The organism is Alteribacillus sp. HJP-4, assembly GCF_042139015.1.
Lineage (GTDB): Bacteria > Bacillota > Bacilli > Bacillales > Marinococcaceae > JBHIKY01.
This window is the reverse complement of sequence record NZ_JBHIKY010000015.1, coordinates 1-19,926: the sequence shown is the minus strand read 5'-3', so window position 1 is coordinate 19,926 and position 19,926 is coordinate 1. Positions and strand designations below refer to the sequence as shown.

The 19,926-nt window shown below is 41.6% G+C and carries 18 protein-coding genes; 16 read left to right on the top strand and 2 right to left on the bottom strand.

Annotated elements, in window-relative coordinates; all coding sequences use genetic code 11:
• Positions 1–73 precede the first annotated feature (73 nt).
• From ACE4RR_RS14020 to ACE4RR_RS13955, 14 genes are all read left to right on the top strand, one after another.
• On the top strand, positions 74–973 hold the full coding sequence (locus ACE4RR_RS14020) for a carbohydrate ABC transporter permease (protein ID WP_375536141.1): 900 nt from the start codon (positions 74–76) through the stop codon (positions 971–973).
• Positions 970–1,788 carry a carbohydrate ABC transporter permease gene (locus tag ACE4RR_RS14015; protein ID WP_375536054.1) on the top strand — a complete coding sequence of 273 codons (819 nt, stop codon included), beginning with the start codon at positions 970–972 and terminating at the stop codon, positions 1,786–1,788. The genes ACE4RR_RS14020 and ACE4RR_RS14015 overlap by 4 nt, the downstream gene beginning before the upstream one ends.
• Before the next feature lie 19 nt (positions 1,789–1,807).
• Entirely contained in the window at positions 1,808–2,926 is a 1,119-nt protein-coding gene (locus ACE4RR_RS14010; protein WP_375536053.1) for a Gfo/Idh/MocA family protein, read from the top strand.
• A 15-nt stretch (positions 2,927–2,941) separates the two neighbouring features.
• The gene (locus tag ACE4RR_RS14005; RefSeq protein WP_375536052.1) at positions 2,942–3,706 is read left to right on the top strand and encodes an SDR family NAD(P)-dependent oxidoreductase; all 765 of its coding nucleotides are present in this window, start codon (positions 2,942–2,944) and stop codon (positions 3,704–3,706) included.
• 17 nt (positions 3,707–3,723) lie between these two features.
• Entirely contained in the window at positions 3,724–5,418 is a 1,695-nt protein-coding gene (locus ACE4RR_RS14000; protein WP_375536051.1) for an IlvD/Edd family dehydratase, read from the top strand.
• Between the two features lie 4 nt (positions 5,419–5,422).
• Positions 5,423–6,262, top strand: a complete 840-nt coding sequence (locus tag ACE4RR_RS13995) for an amidohydrolase family protein (protein ID WP_375536050.1) — start codon at positions 5,423–5,425, stop codon at positions 6,260–6,262.
• Between the two features lie 32 nt (positions 6,263–6,294).
• Entirely contained in the window at positions 6,295–7,068 is a 774-nt protein-coding gene (locus tag ACE4RR_RS13990; RefSeq protein ID WP_375536049.1) for an SDR family NAD(P)-dependent oxidoreductase, read from the top strand.
• A 370-nt stretch (positions 7,069–7,438) separates the two neighbouring features.
• Positions 7,439–8,929: a helix-turn-helix domain-containing protein gene (locus ACE4RR_RS13985; protein ID WP_375536048.1), complete on the top strand. Its 1,491-nt coding sequence runs from the start codon at positions 7,439–7,441 to the stop codon at positions 8,927–8,929.
• Between the two features lie 285 nt (positions 8,930–9,214).
• Positions 9,215–10,789: a BCCT family transporter gene (locus ACE4RR_RS13980; RefSeq protein WP_375536047.1), complete on the top strand. Its 1,575-nt coding sequence runs from the start codon at positions 9,215–9,217 to the stop codon at positions 10,787–10,789.
• Between the two features lie 19 nt (positions 10,790–10,808).
• The gene (locus ACE4RR_RS13975; RefSeq protein WP_375536046.1) at positions 10,809–12,347 is read left to right on the top strand and encodes an HAL/PAL/TAL family ammonia-lyase; all 1,539 of its coding nucleotides are present in this window, start codon (positions 10,809–10,811) and stop codon (positions 12,345–12,347) included.
• 39 nt (positions 12,348–12,386) lie between these two features.
• Complete coding sequence (gene hutU, locus ACE4RR_RS13970) at positions 12,387–14,066, top strand: urocanate hydratase (RefSeq protein ID WP_375536045.1); 1,680 nt, start codon at positions 12,387–12,389, stop codon at positions 14,064–14,066.
• A complete protein-coding gene (hutI, locus tag ACE4RR_RS13965; RefSeq protein ID WP_375536044.1) occupies positions 14,066–15,340 on the top strand; it encodes an imidazolonepropionase in 1,275 nt (424 codons plus the stop codon). The genes hutU and hutI overlap by 1 nt, the downstream gene beginning before the upstream one ends.
• Positions 15,337–16,326, top strand: a complete 990-nt coding sequence (locus ACE4RR_RS13960) for an agmatinase family protein (RefSeq protein ID WP_375536043.1) — start codon at positions 15,337–15,339, stop codon at positions 16,324–16,326. Before hutI ends, ACE4RR_RS13960 begins: the two co-directional genes overlap by 4 nt.
• Before the next feature lie 144 nt (positions 16,327–16,470).
• Positions 16,471–17,742 carry a YjiH family protein gene (locus ACE4RR_RS13955; protein ID WP_375536140.1) on the top strand — a complete coding sequence of 424 codons (1,272 nt, stop codon included), beginning with the start codon at positions 16,471–16,473 and terminating at the stop codon, positions 17,740–17,742.
• Between the two features lie 431 nt (positions 17,743–18,173).
• On the opposite strand, the gene ACE4RR_RS13950 is transcribed toward ACE4RR_RS13955, so the two are convergent.
• A complete protein-coding gene (locus ACE4RR_RS13950) occupies positions 18,174–18,488 on the bottom strand; it encodes a hypothetical protein (RefSeq protein ID WP_375536042.1) in 315 nt (104 codons plus the stop codon).
• A 508-nt stretch (positions 18,489–18,996) separates the two neighbouring features.
• Here ACE4RR_RS13950 and ACE4RR_RS13945 point away from each other — a divergent pair.
• Both ACE4RR_RS13945 and ACE4RR_RS13940 read left to right on the top strand, forming a co-directional pair.
• Entirely contained in the window at positions 18,997–19,338 is a 342-nt protein-coding gene (locus tag ACE4RR_RS13945) for a hypothetical protein (RefSeq protein ID WP_375536139.1), read from the top strand.
• A 131-nt stretch (positions 19,339–19,469) separates the two neighbouring features.
• Positions 19,470–19,826 (top strand): hypothetical protein, encoded by a 357-nt coding sequence (locus ACE4RR_RS13940; RefSeq protein ID WP_375536041.1) that lies wholly within the window; start codon positions 19,470–19,472, stop codon positions 19,824–19,826.
• On the opposite strand, the gene ACE4RR_RS13935 is transcribed toward ACE4RR_RS13940, so the two are convergent.
• The coding region (locus ACE4RR_RS13935) for an ATP-binding protein (protein ID WP_375536138.1) at positions 19,780–19,926 on the bottom strand (147 nt) is incomplete at its 5' end. The genes ACE4RR_RS13940 and ACE4RR_RS13935 overlap by 47 nt on opposite strands.

Genomic DNA, 19,926 nt, shown 5'->3' with positions numbered 1-19,926 from the left:
GATATAAACGCAGCCAGGTCCTATTCGATGCCAGATAGGACCATGCTGCACTCAATAGGAGGCGATTCCATTGATGAAATTGATTGATCTAGTTCTTAGAAAATTTCATGACTATTCGTTTATATTGCCTGCTATTGTCTTTTTGAGTTTGTTTCTTATATACCCTGTTTTGTACAACATCAATTTGAGTTTTAGAGATATCACTATCAGAAATTTAATTCAGGGAGATCAACTATTTATTGGAATGGACAATTATACCACCGTTTTGACAGATCCGTTATTTATTAAAGCACTCACCAATTCGCTGCTGTTCACCCTGGCCACCCTCGTGCTTTCCACTTTTTTTGGCTTTTGTCTGGCTCTCTTTTTCAACCAGCCGTTTCCTGGACATAAATGGATGAGGGCCGTTTTGTTAGTCGCGTGGATGACTCCTATTATTATTACTGGAACAATTTTTAAATGGATGCTTGATGCAGAATACGGCATTATAAACGAAATGCTGTTAAATGCAGGTCTTATTTCCGAGCCTGTCCGCTGGTTGTCTGACACGGGCACCTCATTGATCAGTGTCATTATTGCCAACGTGTGGCTGAGCATTCCATTTAGTATGGTCATTTTACTGGGAGGCCTGCAAGGGTTGCCTAAATCAGTGTACGAGGCAGCTAGAATTGATGGTGCTAATAAACTAAAGCAGTTTATCTATATTACGTTTCCAATGATGAAGCCCACACTTTCAATTTTAATTATGCTTGGGGTTATTTACACATTTAAAGTATTTGATGTGATTTACATAATGACAGCAGGAGGGCCAGCCAATAGCTCTCAAGTAGTTCCGTATCTTGCATACGATTTGTCTTTCACTCTGCACAGATTTGGAGAAGGAGCGGCGTTGTCGAATATATCGCTTTTAATTATCGCTTCGATTTCTCTTCTGTACCTTTACTTGATTAGAAAGGAGAGTGTCATAGATTGAAAAATAAAAAATGGGGCTTGTCGGTGCTCGGTTTATTCATTGTTGTCATATTTTTGTTTCCGATGTACTGGATGGTTTTATCTTCATTAAGGCCAAGCGGCCAGCTGCTGGGAAATACTAATATTTTTCCGGCAGATATCAGCTTTGAATCGTATGCAAACATTTTTAACAGGGATTATCCTCTCATGACTTATTTTAAGAACAGCTTCATTATAGCGATTGGTGTAACATTCGGAAACTTATTGCTAGCAGCCCCGGCAGCTTACGCATTAGCTAGAAAAAAGCTGTATGGACTGATCATTTTGATATTGTTTATATTAGTGATTCAAATGTTTCCGAGTAACATGCTTGCTCTTCCCCTGTACTCTTTGTTTTCACAGTTTCAATTATTGAATTCTTATATTGGAATTATTATTGCCAATATGACCCTCTCTCTGCCTTTCGTTATTTTAATTTTGCGGACGTATTACCTTTACATTCCATCTGATTTAGAAGAGGCTGCTTTATTAGACGGCTGTTCGAAATGGAGGGCGTTTTATTCTGTCATTCTTCCTTTAGTAAAGCCTGGACTTTTCACGTGTGCTGCGTTCAGCTTTGTATTGGCCTGGGGAGAGTTTTTATATGCGTTGACGTTATTAAAGGATAATAATTTATGGACCATTACGCTGGGCATGAGAGAATTTTCTGGACAGTTCGGGACCCGGTGGGGAGATCTAATGGCAATTTCCGTTATTTCTTCGCTGCCAGTTGTCATTATTTTTATTATTACGCAAAGGTATATAGTCGGAGGGATCACTGCAGGTACTGGAAAATAAAAATCCGGGGGGTGAAAAGATGAAAAAATTGAAAGTCGGCATTGCCGGGTTGGGGTATTCAGCAGGGGGTACGAGCAGAGGCACACAAATATATAAAGAGTTTATTAAATTCGAAGAGGTTCAGGTTACAGCCGTAATGGATCCTAAACCTGAAGCACTGGAGCAATTTCAAGCAGAGTATTTTGTGGAGAGTACCTTTAAAGAATTTCAGCCTTTCATAGAGTCGGGTCTGGATGTCGTATTTATAGCGTCCCCCCTTCCATTTCATGCCGAGCAGTCCATCCAGGCATTAAATCATCATGTTCATGTCCTTTCAGAAGTGACTGCGGCAACAAATATACGAGAATGCATGAACCTTTACCAAGCAGCGAAGGAGAGTAAAGCGTTTTATATGATGGCGGAAAATTATCTTTATATTAGAGAAAATATTGCGGTTAAAAACATGGTCGAAAAAGGGGTTTTTGGAGAGGTTTATTACGCTGAAGGGGAATATCTCCACAACATTGCCGAGCTACACCATGAAGAGGATGGAACTCCGACCTGGAGAAAAAAATTCATGGGCGGAAAAAGAGGTTTGACTTACGGTACTCATAGTTTAGGTCCGGTCTTGGAATGGATAAATGAAGAAGTCCGAGTTGTTAGTTGTTTTGGCACCGGAGCACGCACGAATCCTGAAAATAAAATGGACGATTCGACGACGATGATGTGCAGAACGGTGAAGGATGCCTTAATAAATATCAGGTTCGATGTCTCCTCGAAAAGGCCGCATAACATGGCGTATTACACTTTGCAGGGAACGAAAGGCTGCTATGAGTCCCCGCGGTCAGCTTATGATATTCATAGAGTCTGGCTCGAAGATTACGCGAAAAATGAAAATGAATGGCTGCCTTTAACTTCGTTTTACCCGGAGTTTCTTCTTGCAGAGTACACGAATCACCCCGAATCTACTCAAGAATCCAATCATTGGGGTGCAGATTATTTTATGATTAAGGATTTTATAGGAAGCATTCTGGGCAATAAAGAGCCCAGAGTGAATATAAAGAAGTCATTAAATATGACCCTCCCCGGGCTATTATCAGAGGAATCGATCGCGGGCGGAGGGCTTCCTGTCAACGTACCTGATATTCGAACATGGTAAAGAAAGGAAGAACCTATGCGGTTAATAAATAAGAAAGTACTCATTACAGGTGGAGCCAGAGGTATTGGATATGGAACTGCCAATCTGTTTCTGCGGGAGGGGGCCGACGTTTTCATAGTTGATATGCGTGAAGAGGAATTGGAGAAAGCGGGGGCACAGTTAAACAACCAGCAAGGCCGCTGCGAAACCTTCGTCTGTGACCTGACAGAAGAAGGTTCACTATATGAAACGTTAGATAATATCTGGGAGTATTCAGGCGGCATAGATATTTTATTTAATAATGCAGGTATCGCGGTTAGAGAAGCTTTTCTGGATACGGAGGTAAGCAGGTGGAGACAAATTATCGACGTGAATTTAACAGCCATGTTCACCGTTTCCCAGTACATTTCTAAAAAAATGAAAGAAACGCAGATTGCTGGTTCGATTATTAATATGTCCTCCAAAAATGGGCTGGCGGGGAGCAGTATGCTTAGTCACTACAATGCTTCCAAAGGAGGTATCGTGTTACTATCCCAGTCGATGGCCGTTGAGCTTGCTCCGTTTAATATCCGAGTAAACGTGATTGCCCCGGGATTTATAGATACTCCATTAGATCAAAATTTAAAAAAAGAAAGTGAAGAACCGCTTGACCTGACCAATAGAACGCCGATGAAAAGACTTGGAACAATAGAAGAAGTAGCAAACTGCGCATTGTTTTTAGCTTCAGATGAGTCTTCATATGTAACCGGGAGTACGCTTGTAGTGGATGGCGGACATTTGGCGAATGCCAGTGAGTTATAAAAAAAGGGGGTCTCGTTATGGGTAATGACGAACAGCGTGGAAAATCGTTTTTTTCTGATCCTGGTTTTTGGGGGTTCATCCATCGTTCCTTCACAAAATCAATGGGGTATACCAATGAAGATCTCCAAAAGCCGGTAATTGGCATTTGCAACACTCACAGCGAATTGAACAAGTGTCACGCTAATTTTAATGAACTGGCTGACTATGTAAAACGAGGGGTGTGGCAGGCAGGCGGGCTTCCATTGGAATTCCCTACGATTTCACTTGGAGAACCATATGTTAAACCGACAACGATGCTTCTGCGGAATCTGGCTGCGATGGATACAGAAGAGATGATAAAAGCACATCAAATAGATGGAGTTGTACTGTTGGGGGGGTGTGATAAAACCATTCCTGCTCAGCTCATGGCTGCAGCAAGTGCCAATGTCCCGTCAATTGTTCTCACAGGCGGACCGATGTTAAACGGACGATATGACAATGCAGATGTCGGAGCATGTACAGACTGCTATCGCTTCCATTTAGAGCATAAAGCAGGAAATATATCGAATGATGAAATAATGGAAATTGAAGACGCTTTCTGTAGAAGCGATGGTCACTGTAATGTGATGGGAACAGCCAGTACAATGGCTTCGATTGCGGAGGCATTGGGAATGACGCTTCCAGGATGTGCTTCCATTCCAGCCGTCGACTCCAGAAGAAAACACATAGCTGAAAAGACAGGAAAACAAATTGTTGAAGTAGTAAAAAAGCAGTTGAAGCCGAGAGATATCATGACAAAAGAAGCAATAGAAAATGCCATTTGTGTCACGATGGCAAGCGGTGGTTCCACCAATGCCATTATTCATTTAATTGCCATAGCCGGCCGATTAGGAATCGCTTTATCACTTCGTACATTTGAAGAAATAAGCGAAAACACGCCTTTTTTGTTAAATCTCAAACCATCAGGAGATTATTTAATGGAGGAGTATTTTGAAGCAGGAGGCGTACCTGCTTTACTGTCTGTATTAAAACCTCTGCTACATACGAACTGCTTGACAGTAACGGGGCACACCGTTTCAGAAAATATAAACGAGGCGAAAGTTCTCCGGACGGATGTTATTACAAGTCTGGAAAATCCAATCGAGGGCCGCGGAGGCATCGCTGTCCTAAATGGAAACATTTCTCCTCGTGGAGCACTAATTAAACAGACCGCAGTCACAGACCGATTAAAAAAACACCGTGGCGCTGCGGTCGTTTTTGACAGTCTTGACGATATGTACGCACGTATTGACGATGAAGGACTTAAAGTGGACGAAAACAGTGTGTTGATACTCAGAAATGTTGGGCCGAAGGGAGCGCCTGGAATGCCTGAAGTCGGACAAATACCTATTCCTCAGAAGCTTCTGGAAAAAGGAGTCAGAGACATGGTGAGAATTTCAGACGGACGCATCAGCGGTACTTCTTACGGAACATTAATCGTTCATGTCACTCCAGAAGCAGCTGAAGGCGGTCCTCTCGCCATTATTAAAGATGGAGACGAGATAGAACTTGATATCGTAAAAAAACTTTTGCATCTTCACCTTAGTGATCAGGAAATTAATCAGCGACTTAAGGAATGGAAGCAGCCGGATTATCACTATGAACGAGGGTACGGGCTGCTGTTTGAACGAAGTGTTCTGCAGGCCGATCAAGGGTGTGATTTTGATTTCTTAATTCCGAAAGAGGTGAGGTAAAAACATGTTTGATTGCCATACGCATGTGTTTGGGCCAGGACATGTTGGAGGAGCCGCTCTGGAAGCTGTAAAAAGAGTTTGGGGAGAAAAATATGAGATGAAAGCTCTGCCGGAGGAAAATTATGAATGCGTCAAAAAGTGTGTAGGAGCGATTGTGCTGGCATTTGATGCACCTGCAACAGGGATGATCGTTCCTAATGAATACGTTGCAGAATATACATCGAAATTTCTGGATAAACTTTTTGGGTTTGCCAGTGTGGATCCAAATAAATGGAACGCACCGTCTCTTTTAGAGTATGCCGTAAAAGAGCTGGGACTGAAGGGGTTGAAGCTGGCTCCTTTTTATCAAAATTTCTATCCGGATGGTAAAAAGCATTTTCCTTTATATGCAAAAGCAGCTGAATTGAATATCCCTATTTTATGGCACCAGGGCACCTCGTTTATTCCGGAAGGCTTTCTGGAAGCATCCCGTCCTGCGGCATTAGATCCTATCGCGAGGGAATTTCCACACTTAAAAATGATTATTGCCCATATGGGACATCCGTGGATTGGTGAGTGTATTTCAGTTGTTCGAAAAAACACAAACATGTATATGGATTTATCCGCGTTAGGCACAAGAAGCTGGCAGTATTATAACGCTATGGTGCTGGCAAAAGAATACGGGGTGTTAAATAAAATATTATTTGGATCGGACTATCCCTTTTTTACAAGTGAAGAAACGAAGGAATCCCTCTATCAAATAAATCATTTAGTTGAAGGAACGAATATGCCCCGAATTCTAAATAGCGAAATAGAAGCGATCGTTCATCGGAATACTCCAGAACTTCTGGGGCTCGTGAAGTAAAAAGATTCGGATCAAAAGGAAGGGGGATGACGATGAGGCTGAAAGATAAGACAGCACTTATCACTGGTGCCGGTTCGGGTATTGGGCGGTGCACAGCTTTGTTATTTGCCGAGGAAGGAGCAGGCGTCGTAGTAAATGACATTGACGCAGAAGGCGGCCAAAAGACAGTGGAAGAAATTACGCAGGCCGGCGGGAAGGCATATTTTATACAGGGAGATGTGACGTCGTCTTCTTCTGTGGAAGAAATGAAAAGGATTTTTTTAAAAAGATTTGATAAAATCGATGTGCTTTTTAATAATGCGGGCATTAGTAATATTGGAGCCCTTCACGAAGTCTCCGAAAAAGACTGGGATAAACTAATGAACGTAAATATTAAAGGTGTCTTTCTTATGACGAAGAGTTTTATCCCATTCATGATGGAAAGAAAGACGGGCAGCATCATTAATATGTCATCCTGTGCAGCAGAAATTGGTTTATCGAAGAGAGTGGCTTATTCCGCTACCAAAGGAGCCGTGCTGGCAATGACCAAAGCAATGCAGGTGGATTATGCCCCTTATCAAATTCGAGTAAACGCACTGCTGCCTGGGACAATATTTACTCCGTTTGTGGAAAACTATTTAAAAAATGCTTACGAAAATGTAGAGGAAGCTTTAAATAAAATTAAATCGAGACAGCTGAGCGGCGAAATAGGCAAACCAATTGACGCAGCGATGGCGGCTCTTTATTTGGCCTCGGATGAATCAAAATTTATGATGGGATCGCCGCTGTATATAGACGGGGGAGCCACATTTGGCAAAGATGCATGACCGGGGAGGCAGGAAGAGAACTAATGTAGCTACTCCCCTTTAATGAAGGTTGTTCTAATTCCAATGTTGAGGTGGAAGCGATGATGCGCTTCTGCCTCTTTAAGCTGTTTCAATAACCAGGTCAGTGCAGCAGGATCAATATTCGCAAGCGGTCATATCGGTGTAGCGAGCGACTATCTAATAAGACGATAGTCGTTTTTTCTTCCTTTTGGGTTTGCAAGGACTGGTGTATAGTTTATAAAAATAGGGTTCCTTCACGTTAGTTGATTCATTGGGCAAGCCATTTATGGTATTGCAGGTGTTCAAATTGTATATAAAGATGGACAAAGGAGCAAGATTCACTTAAATAGTATCTAATAAACAAAAGGTGGTGACAGCTTTGAAAATAGTAATAGCAGAAAGAGACAAAGATGAAAGTATTGCAATTGAATGGTTGATTTCTACCTACTCAATTCCCATTAATGAGGTTTTCATTGCACATACAGTTAAGGAAACAGTGACATTACTTGAAAAAGAAACACCTGAGCTGCTGTATCTGGAGCTTGATATGATTTCAAATGAAAACTGGTCCTTAGTGACAAGGAATATAAAAAAGATTTCTCCAAAAACCATTGCGGTTACGGCAGAAGCAACATTTGAACGTGCGAAACAGGCAATTGAATTAGGATGTGCAGATTTACTTGTTAAACCACTGGATCCAGTAAATATTAATCAAAGTGTGAGGATGGCTTTGTCCCTTATTTCGAAACGTGAAAGTAATCCTGTCGTTTCAGTAGGTAAGGATGAGGAGGAGTACTCCTACCGATCCCTGTTTTTAGACCGGGATTTAAACAACGGGGAAATCGGGTTAATGCTGTTATATCCGGAAAATAATAAAAATCTAGCAGATTTACATAAGTTTTCAAAGTACTTTCCGTTTCGAGATCCCCCCATATTACTTCCTTTATCAGATATGGTAATTTGTATGTTCCGAAAACCTACCCAGCACTTAAGAGAAGAGGCCTGGAAAATTTTAAAAGACTGGGAAGCCACGCATATTGATCCGCTGGCTGCAGTAATTATTCCACCTGACTATATACACAAAACGATACATGATATGTATCTATCAGCCAGAAGGTTATTAGAAATCACGTTTTTTATTGGCTACAGCCAAGTGATCCTGCCTAACGAAACCTACGACGCATGGTATGAGATGGATCCCTTCCTAACGTCAGTGGAACAACGCGAATGGGTAGAAATGCTAAATAGTTTTGATAAACAAAAGATAAAAAATCGAATGCATCAAGAGTTTTTACAAATGGAAACGCCCTTTCCAAACCCAGAAAAGCTAAGAATAAGGCTGACAAGCATTCTGGCTCAAGTTAGAAGGTTTATGAAAATCTATCAGCTTGATCAGGGAGAAATGGAAGAGCATTATATGAGAATTTTTTCAGAAATTTTATATAATCGCGTTTTGTATCGAATTGTTCAAGAAATGCTTCTTTTTCTATATGAGCTGCTTGATCGTTCGAATACGGGAGAGGTGTTTTCTAGGAAGGATGTAATTGAGAGAGGAATTCTTTATATTGAAAATCACTACTCTAATCCTGACTTAACTCTTAAACATGTGGCAGATGCGGTCGGTAGAAGTCCAGCATATTTTAGTCATTTATTAATGAAAAAGCAGGGAATCCCTTTTCGGCAGCAATTAGCGCTAAAGCGTGTGGAAGAAGCAAAACAATTGTTGACTGGAACTCAACTTTCAATTAGAGAAATTGCTGAACAAGTAGGATTCCGTAATCCAAGTTATTTTACAAAGCTATTTAAAGAGATTACCACCATGGCTCCTCGTGAATTTAGAGAATATATGAGAAACAAATAACAAAAATCGTAAGTAAATATAATAGTATAAAATAATTTATATTATTAATTAAAATAAATGAAAATTATTAGTATATTCGAAAGGAATTTAGGAAATTCAAAAATTTATTATCTATTTTTTGAAAAATCAATATTTTATAATTTTTAAGAGATTAAGATAAAGAAGGTAAAAAATATGGACCTGACTATGAAAGCATTATCTTTCTGGTTGTTCCTTCTCCTTCTTTATCTTTTTTTAAACGCGGGAGGTAAGGTCTGCCACTCGGAAGAGGAGGATGAATGTAAAATGTCACTGGCTACTAACAAGGAACACGGTACAGACCTCCAGATTGAGAATAAAACGAGAAAATCTGTCTTTATTCCGGCTTTTCTGATTGTCGGAGGAGGAGCGTTTTTAGGAATTGTCAACAATGAATTGCTTACTGAAATTGCAATGAATGGGTTTACCGGATCTTTAAAGGGGCTTGGATGGCTTTATCAATTCATCTCGATTGTTGCCTTAATTATTGTGAGTATCGTAACGTTTTCTAAATTAGGGAACATTCGCTTGGGAGGGGAAGAAGCTAAACCGAAATTTCCGTTTCGCGCCTGGTTTGCGATGGCACTCACGGGAGGCATTGCAACAGGAGTCATTACTTATGGGGTAAATGAACCGATTATATACTTCGGTAACATTTACGGGGAAATGGCCAATACTGGTGTCGAACCAGGAACCTCAACGGCAGCCTTTTTTGCCATGGGCCGTTCACTATATAATTGGACATTCATTCCTTACGCGATGTATTCACTCAGTGGTTTAGTAGTCGCTTATATGTATTTTAACCGAAAGCAGGAATTATCCGTTTCTGGAACGTTAACTCCTCTATTTGGAAATAAAGTCACAAAGGGAGTGTGGCCTGGGATCATTGATACGCTCGCGGTTTTAGCGATAGCCCTTGGTCTCGCCTCTTCACTTGGAGCAGGACTGGCATTAGTAGGATCTGGAATTGCAACGACATACGGTATTCCACAAGGGCCGGCTGTCTGGTTTATGCTCGCGGTTATTACGACTGGATTGTTTACAGTGTCTGCATTAAAAGGGTTAAATAAAGGAATTCGCCGGATGTCCAGCATTAATGCCACAGTCTTTTATATCCTTCTTGCTGTAATGATCGTGATTGGTCCAACTTTATACATTTTAAACTCGACCACAGCTGGGTTTTCATACTGGCTTCAGAATTTCTGGGGATGGGGGCTCGACCCTGGTGTGATGGGGGGAGAGGCGCTTGTCATGTGGTGGACTCTATATGACTGGGCCATCTGGATTGCTTATGCCCCGTTAATGGGGGTCTTTCTCGCTATTATTTCTTACGGTCGAACGATTCGTCAGTTTATGTTGATCAATTGGATTTTGCCGGCTGTGTTCAGCATTCTTTGGTTTGGGGTATTTGGTGGCACAGCTTTACATTGGCAGCAGAACGATACCGTAGACCTGGTCTCGACGATAGAAGAAAGTGGAGCCGTAGCAGGCCTATGGACGTTCTTAGCAAACCTGCCGCTGGCGGCTGTCATTATTCCTGTCGTAATGGTTGTTCTCATTCTTTCATTTGCCACGGCAGCGGATTCAATGGTTCGAGCTATCTCAACAGTATGTACTGTCAACATTCGCTATGATGAAGAGCCGGCAAAGTGGAAAATGCTTCTTTGGGCCATCTCTATTGCAACGATTGCCTTCTTAATGGTTACTTTCGCCGGAGGGGCGCAGGGGGTCGATGGGGTGAAATATTTAGCTGCGTTAGGTGGATCAGCCGTACTTTTTGTTTTTGTCCTTCAGGTTTGTTCCGCTGTAAAAATGTTCTTTATCGATAAAATTGAAAAATAGAAAAGGGAGGGGGAGCTGCATGACAGGTAAACAACTAAAAGATGTGACTCTGGGCCATACGATAACATTAGAAGAATTTGGCTCTGTCGCACGTTATGGTGCATACGTAGAATTTTCCGATTCCTATCGTCAACGAGTGGAACATTCCTTTACCCTCATAAACAAGCGGATGGAAGAAGGAACCACTATGTATGGAGTAAATACAGGATTTGGAGCTCTATCTACCCAGAAGGTATCTGAGGAACAAACAAAACAATTACAAAAAAATATTCTTTTGTCGCACGCTGCATCCATCGGTGACCCTCTGGAAGAGGAATGCGTAAGAGCTGTTATGCTTATGGTCCTGCAGAATTTAGGACAAGGGTATTCAGGAGTGCAGCTCCGTACACTTGAGATGTATCGAGAACTGCTAAATCGAGGGGTCACCCCTTTTGCTCCAAGGGAAGGCTCTGTAGGTTACTTAAGTGTAGAAGCACATATCGCCTTAGTACTGCTTGGGGAAGGAAAAGCCTACGTACAGGGAGAGCTGATGTCTTCGAAGGAAGCCCTCGATAAAGTAGGATTAGAGCAAGTCGATTTGGCAGCTAAAGAAGGGCTTGCTTTGATAAACGGAACAACAAGCCCAACAGGGATTGGTGCCCTTGCCTTATACGATATGATAAAGGCGGCCAAGTCGGCAGATATCATTGCTGCCATGTCTTTAGAAGTTTTGAGAGGAACGACTCGTGCATTAGACGACCGTTTGATGAGTGTCCGTCCGCATGAACAACAGAGAAATACAGCCTCAAATGTAAGACGAATGTTAGAGGATTCAATGATTGCTCAACAATCGATCGATCTTCGTTTACAGGATGCCTTATCCATCAGGGCAATTCCTCAATTGCATGGAGCTGCGAAAAAAACACTATATGATGCATTGTATACTTTCGAAATAGAAATAAATGCATGTTGTGATAATCCAATTATATGGCCGGATGAAGAGGAGGGTGGTGCGATTTCGGGAAGTAACTGCGACTCATCCTATATTGGGATAGAACTGGATTCGTCCTGTATCGGTGTGACGTCCATTGCCAAGATGTCTGAACGAAGAAACAATCGTCTTATCAATTCTCATCTTTCAGGATACCCGCCTTTCCTTGTTCATAGTTCTGGGCTGAATTCAGGATTAATGATCCCGCAGTATTCCCAGGCAGGACTTTTAAATGATATGAAAATATTAGCACATCCTTCCACCGTTGACAGCATTTCAACTTGTGCGGATCAGGAGGATTATGTAGCGATGGGATACAATGCAGCCAAAAAAGCGCGGGAAGTAGTGAATAAGCTAGAATATATTCTAGCCATTGAACTTTTGTCTGCTTATCATGCATATCCATTTATTGAAAGCAGCCTGACTCCAGGTTCTGCGTCACAAGCTGTACTGGAAAGAATCGCCGAATCCGTCACAAGAATAACTGATGACAAGTATCTATATCCCGACATAGAAATATTGAAAAACTTAATCCATTCCGGAGAAATCCTTTCCCTCGTGGAAGAAAAAATTGGTGCGCTTCACTAGATTTCAAAATAAGAAAATAGCTAAAGGGAGGCCATGATTATGGTACAGGTAAATAATGATAAAGTTGTTCGTTATCGTGGATCGGAATTAAATACGAAAGGCTGGCTGCAGGAAGCAGCACTACGTATGTTAATGAATAATTTAGACCAGGAAGTGGCAGAAAAGCCTGAAGAACTCGTAGTTTATGGAGGAATTGGAAAAGCAGCGAGAAACTGGGAATGCTTCGATGCCATTGTTAGCTCGATAAAGGATCTTGAAGATGATGAGACGCTGCTGGTCCAATCAGGTAAGCCTGTGGCGGTATTTAAATCACACAAAGATGCACCAAGGGTTCTTATAGCTAATTCGAATATTGTACCTGCGTATGCCAATTGGGATACCTTTCATGAGTTAGATAAAAAAGGACTCATGATGTATGGACAAATGACCGCGGGAAGCTGGATATATATTGGTTCTCAGGGAATTGTCCAAGGAACGTATGAGACCTTTGCTGAGATTGCCAAACAACATTTCAATCACACTCTAAAAAATACGATTACGGTAACGGCTGGTCTTGGGGGAATGGGTGGAGCTCAACCCCTCGCGGTTACGATGAACGGTGGAGTATGTATCGCAATCGAAGTGGATGAGACACGAATAGACCGTCGAATTGAAACTCGTTATACAGATATCAAAACAGATTCAATAGATGAAGCCATTCGTAAAGCTCAAGAAGCCAAAAGGGAAGGAAAGCCATTATCGATAGGACTTGTTGGAAATGCCTCAGAAGTTCTTCCCAACATGATTTCTAAGGGATTTATTCCTGATGTATTAACGGATCAGACTTCCGCCCATGACCCTTTAAATGGATATGTCCCATCAGGTTTATCGCTGGAAGAAGCTGACCTCCTAAGAAAACAGGATTCGAAAAAATACGTCACTTTGTCACAGGTATCTATGGCAGAGCATGTAAAGGCTATGCTTGAAATGATGGAAAAGGGAGCGGTTACCTTTGATTATGGAAATAACATCCGCCAGGTGGCAAAAGATGAAGGTGTAGAAAGAGCCTTTGATTTTCCTGGTTTTGTTCCAGCATACATTCGCCCGCAATTTTGTGAAGGCAAAGGTCCTTTCCGCTGGGCGGCACTTTCAGGGGATCCGGAGGATATCTATAAAACGGACGAAGTCATCCTGAGGGAGTTCAGTGATAATGAACACTTGTGCCAATGGATTCAGATGGCTCGAGAAAAAATCAGCTTTCAAGGACTGCCCTCCCGAATCTGCTGGTTAGGTTATGGAGAGCGTGCCAGGTTTGGAAAACTGATTAACGATATGGTGGCAAAGGGAGAATTGAAAGCACCGATCGTGATTGGCCGCGATCATTTGGACTCAGGATCAGTTGCATCTCCTAACCGTGAAACGGAAGGCATGAAGGATGGCAGTGATGCAGTTGCAGACTGGCCGATATTAAATGCATTGATTAACAGCGTGGGAGGAGCAAGCTGGGTTAGTGTCCACCATGGAGGGGGCGTAGGCATGGGCTACTCCCTTCATGCAGGAATGGTGATTGTGGCAGATGGAACGAAGGAGGCAGAAGCACGTCTTGAGCGGGTTTTGACATCTGATCCAGGCATGGGAGTCGCCCGCCATGTGGATGCGGGTTATGAGCTGGCAGAAAAAACAGCCCGGGAGAAAGGTGTCCATATTCCGATGCTAAACCAACCGGGAGGTGGGAAATAATGGAACAATCTATATTTATAACAAACGCAGCACAATTAATTACTATGGCAGGTCATTCGCAGAAACCTGCGGCAAAAGAAGCGATGTCTGATTTACAGATCATTGAAAACGGCAGTGTATTGATTGAGAACGGGAAAGTGGCTGCCGTAGGTCCTGATTCAGAGCTTCGTGAAAAATATAGCGATCGAATTGGATCTATAAAAGAAATTAACGCAGCTGGTAAAGTGGTGAGTCCAGGTCTGATCGACCCGCACACTCATCTTGTTCATGCCGGAACAAGGGAAAACGAATACGCCATGCGACTCAAAGGCAAATCCTATATGGATATTATGGACGCTGGTGGAGGGATCCATGCCACGACTCGTGCCACACAAGCTGCAAGTCACGAGCAGCTTTTCGAAGAATCTAATAATCGCTTGAACAAGTTTTTCCTGCATGGGGTTACTACGGTTGAAGCCAAGAGCGGCTATGGTTTGACACTTGAACACGAACTCAAGCAATTGAAGGTAGCGAAACAGCTTCAAGAAAGTCATGACATCGATATTGTCTCCACTTTCATGGGGGCTCACGCCGTTCCAATGGATGAGAAAAAGAATCCAGACGCGTTTGTGGATCGAGTCATTGAAGAGATGATTCCAGAAGTCGCTAAGCAGGGTCTGGCGAAGTTTAACGATGTCTTTTGTGAGCGTGGTGTTTTTACTCCAGAGCAATCTCGGCGTATTCTCGAGGCTGGGAAAAGTCACGGACTTCTTCCAAAAATTCATGCTGATGAAATTGAACCGTATGCAGGAGCTGAATTAGCTGCAGAGGTAGGGGCGATCTCTGCCGACCATCTGCTGCGGGCTTCTGATGAGGGTCTTAATGCGATGGCTGACCAGGGTGTCATCGGCGTGCTGCTCCCTGGGACCGCATTTTTTCTCATGGCGGATTTCGCCCGTGGCCGTAAAATGATTGACGCGGGAGTGCCTATCTCACTCTCCACAGATGCAAACCCTGGTTCTTCACCAACGATTTCCTTACCATTCATCATGAACTTAGGATGCTTAATGATGGGGATGACTCCAGAAGAGGTACTGACAGCGACGACGATCAATGCAGCACATGCAATTGGAATTGCAAAAAAAGCTGGCAGCTTGGAGGAAGGTAAAAGTGGGGATGTAACTATTTTTGATGTACCGAACTACATGGTGTTGTCTTATCAATATGGAATGAACCATGTTGATACGGTAATCAAAGCTGGTAAACCGGTCGTTGTGGGGGGGCAGCTGCAATGACCAGCTATCCATACCCTCAGTTAGATCCTCCCAAGTTCGTTTGGAACACCTGCCATGAAGCAAAATCAGATTTGAAAGTACATGAATGGATCGAGACGCTGGATGATCCAAAGCCGAATTGGTCTGACTATGATGTCACACTACTTGGAGTGCCACTATCCAAGTCATCGATAAGCTCATCCTCTGCCAGTGAAAATCCCGATGCCTTACGTCAAGCATGGAAGGGGTTTGGTACGTATAACCTGGACGAAGACATTGATCTGGCTCAGCTGAGGATCGTCGACCTTGGTGATGTAAAGCAGCATGTCACGGATATTGCCTATACGCATGAGAGAATTACCGAAGCAATGACAGCGATGCGGCGGCATCATCCTCACACGCTTCCCCTCGTTATCGGTGGAGATCACTCCATTACGGCTCAGCTTGTAAAAGGATGGAAGCAGTCGCATAAGGATGAAACAATAGGCATCCTTCAATTAGATACTCACTTTGATTTGCGGGATACCTCTACACTTGGCCCGGCAAATGGCACGCCGATCCGGCAATTACTGGATGGAGGAGTAGTAAAAGGAAAGCATGTTCACAACATCGGTCTGCATGGTTTTTTCAATTCACAAGAGTTGAAGGTATTCGCAGATGAGAAAGGTGTCCAATATACTACGATGAAACAAGCACGGATAAATGGAATGAAAACTACCATACAAAAAGCTTTAGAAACATTGAACGGGGAGGTAGACTCCATCTATTTGACGGTGGATATGGATGTACTCGACATCACGAATGGACCAGCGGCTCCAGCAGCAACCCCCGGCGGCATGTACACTGCAGAGTTATTCGATGCCGTTCAATTGGCAGGACAGCATCCAAAAGTGAAGGCGATGGACATAGTCTGTCTCGATCCGCGAAAGGATATAGGTGAAATGCATGTAAAAGCCGCTGTCCACACGATGCTTTCATTTTTAACCGGTTATTGTCAACGCGATTAATATGAGATAACCTCAGGTCCTTCAATGGGACTTGAGGTGAATTATCAGGTTAAATTTTCCGATTATTGTGAAATTGGAGGTATTATAATGGAACAAAGTAAAGCGACTGTGTCTGCAGATAAGCATTCGAAGCACAGAGGAAACATGGGGAAGTTCTTTGTGATGAGCCTGATTGGGATTTTTACATTTTTTATACCCATCACGATCGATGGAAGGTCGTCCATACCACTTGATCATATGGTAACATTTCTCCAGACCGCTTTTCCTGAACTTATTCCTTACTACGCCTTACTTGTGATTATTCTGGGTGCGATATATCCTTTTATCAACAAATCCTGGAAGAAGGATGGAGTAAATATCACACTATCCATTTTTAAAATTCTTGGCGTGATTACAGCTGTCATGCTTGTTGTCGATGCGGGTCCTGCATGGCTGTTTGACCCAAATATGGGACCATTTCTATTCGAAAATCTAGTCATTCCCGTAGGATTATTAGTCCCGCTAGGTGCCATATTCTTGACTTTGCTAGTGGGATACGGGCTATTAGAGTTTATTGGTGTCCTCCTGCAGCCTGTCATGCGGCCGATTTGGAAAACACCAGGGCGTTCCGCAGTCGATGCAGTAGCCTCTTTCGTAGGAAGTTATTCCATAGGTCTGTTGATTACGAACCGTGTGTTTAAAGAAGGAAAATATACCATCAAGGAAGCGACGATCATCGCCACGGGATTCTCGACTGTATCGGCGACTTTTATGATTGTTGTGGCAAAAACTCTTGGTCTGATGGAAATCTGGAACACCTATTTTTGGGTAACCCTTTTTGTGACTTTTCTTGTAACTGCGATCACTGTACGTATCTGGCCCCTAAACAAAACCAGTAACGATTATTATACCGAAGAAGGATATCCGGAAGAAGTGATCAAAGAAAACCGTATTAAGGCAGCATGGCATCAAGCTATGGAAGCATCCAAGCAATCACCTACTCTTGGAAGGAACATTTGGCACAATCTAAAAGATGGATTTATTATGACCATGGCTATCCTGCCATCCATCATGTCCGTCGGTTTACTCGGATTGATATTGGCAGAATTCACTCCTGTATTTGATATCGTAGGTTATATTTTCTACCCATTCACTTGGGCCATGCAACTTCCTGAGCCAATGCTGGCTGCTAAAGCTTCAGCTATAGAAATTGCAGAGATGTTCCTGCCAGCTCTCTTAGTTGCAGATGCGCCTCTAATTACTAAGTTTGTGATAGGAAGTTTATCCGTATCAGCTGTATTGTTCTTCTCAGCTATGATTCCATGTATACTTTCCACGAATATTCCCATCAGCATTCCAAAGTTGATTATTATATGGATCGAGCGTACCATCTTAACGTTAATCATCGTCACTCCAATTGCACATTTATTACTTTAGTGTAGGATGAAGCTTTTTACTCCTCCGATATACCAGAGACCGTGTTAGCAGGTATATACCAACCAAACGTTTGCTGCCATCCGTCGGTGTACCAGTTTCCGGGTCGCCTTGATAAGCCAATTCACGATCCCCATGAATGGCGTGGCAGCCCCCGCCGCTGCAATTCATTGCAGACTGTAGTTTTAACGGTGATGGAAACGCCTTCAATCAGATAATTGTTAATGCCCATGGCAAGACGAAATAGCTCTTGCACATAATTAATTGTTATTTTTCGCAAGTGACTATCTAATAAGAAGGATAGTCACTTTTTCTTCCTTATCCGCATTGATAGAAGTCTTGAAGAACCTCATTCCAACCCATTTGCCTTAAAACCTTTTGCACATACTATGTACGGCATCTTTTAAAATAACTTAAAATAATTTGCTGAAAGCTTAGGAAGTATATATATTTTCTAAAGATTTTACGACGTTGTTTTTTAAAATGTCATTACTAACTAGTTTAATAAAGTAAGGTTTATTATTAGGCAATTGATAATAGTCTTCTTTGTCTGAAGACCGAATAAAAAACTCTAAATTTTCTTCATCAAGTTCAATTTGCATTGAAGCTTCCATTGAAGTTTCATCTTCAGAAGAATTAGAATCATTTAACGAGACTTTAGATTCTAACCTTTTATAAGTATATTGATTATTTTCTTCTAGTATTTGACCCACAAAAAATACCCCATTTGAGGTTTGCGTTACTAACAAATAGTGATCACCTTGAGTTTTTAATAAGTCAACGCTTTTCCCTACTTGATGTTCATCTATATAACTCTCTATGGCTTTATCAAAAGAATCGTGTGTATCGTTACTACTATTATATGACGGATTACAGCCTGTAATAATTAAAAAACTAAAACTGTTGGTATAATTCTATAAAACATTTTCCCCTCCCTGTCTATCTATTTAATATAGCACAGATGTAAAAAAGAGAGAGTAGTGAATTACAACTACACTCTCTTATAGCTACTTATTGTTCTTGAATATAATATGTACAATAAGGTTCTCCAATAGAAGTTTTATTAGGCAAGTCTGCCTAAATGCTAAAAGAGTCAACTAGTGCTCCTTAACTATCAGAATATTCATAAAGATTCCCGCATGTGCTATTGTATTCAGGTTGAAACATCATTCTACCAGTTTCTCCGGGTGCCACTGTCAATTTATAAACCACACTTCTTTCTACAGTACTTGTCCATGAACTAGCCCCTGCCCTTATATCGCTATAGAAAATACTAAATCCAAAGAGCAAGGAGACTTGGCTCTTCATTGTATCTCTCTTGATAAAATCTTAAATAAGTCTCCATTGGCGATCACATTGGAATTAGCGAATAAAATCCAACCTCTCCTTTTCGAAACTTACTTAAACGGCTTTCTAAATAAGAAAATAGTTAGTAAAGCAATACTAGAAACAATTTTAATGGTAGGTAAAAATTGTGGTTCTGTTCTCCCGTCCCATATTCAGAACGATGAGGAAAACACCTTTATTATTTACTACGTTTCTTGCTTATTCCTCTTTTTATTAAGTACTTTTTTCATGATCATCAAAATGATACGTTAAATTACTACTATTAAATAGTAATAATTCCTTTTTATGGAATGACAGCTATACTAGACTTAAGTGATAAACTTCACTTGTCAATTAAATATAGCAATAAAACGAATAAATCTTAAGAAAAGAGGTTTTTAAAATTGTATTTGTCACTAAAAAACACAAAGAAAAAGAAGTTAATTATTCCTGGTACATTACTTACAACGGTTTTATTGAACCCTTTAACTGCTTCGGCAGCACCTGATGATCTATCTTATAACATGTCAGATGGTGGATATTGGAACTATACTAAAATGGACCAAGATTATTTAGATGAAAATAATATTTCAGGAGATGATTTTCGAAGTTTAAAAGTTGTAGAACATTTAGAATTTATTCCTCCAGAAGTTGTTGAAACAATGGCTATTGATATGGTGTCACCGTCAAGTCTTTTTGAACATATACTGCTCATTAATTTTGAACACTTTTCACTTGAAACAAAGTTTCTCGATGTTTAATGCGGTGGCTGTTGCCATTTAAATGAATAACCTCCGAACGATGGAGGAGACGGTCTAGAATGGCCGTTGTTATCCCTTGATCGCCCAGTAGCTCTCCCCA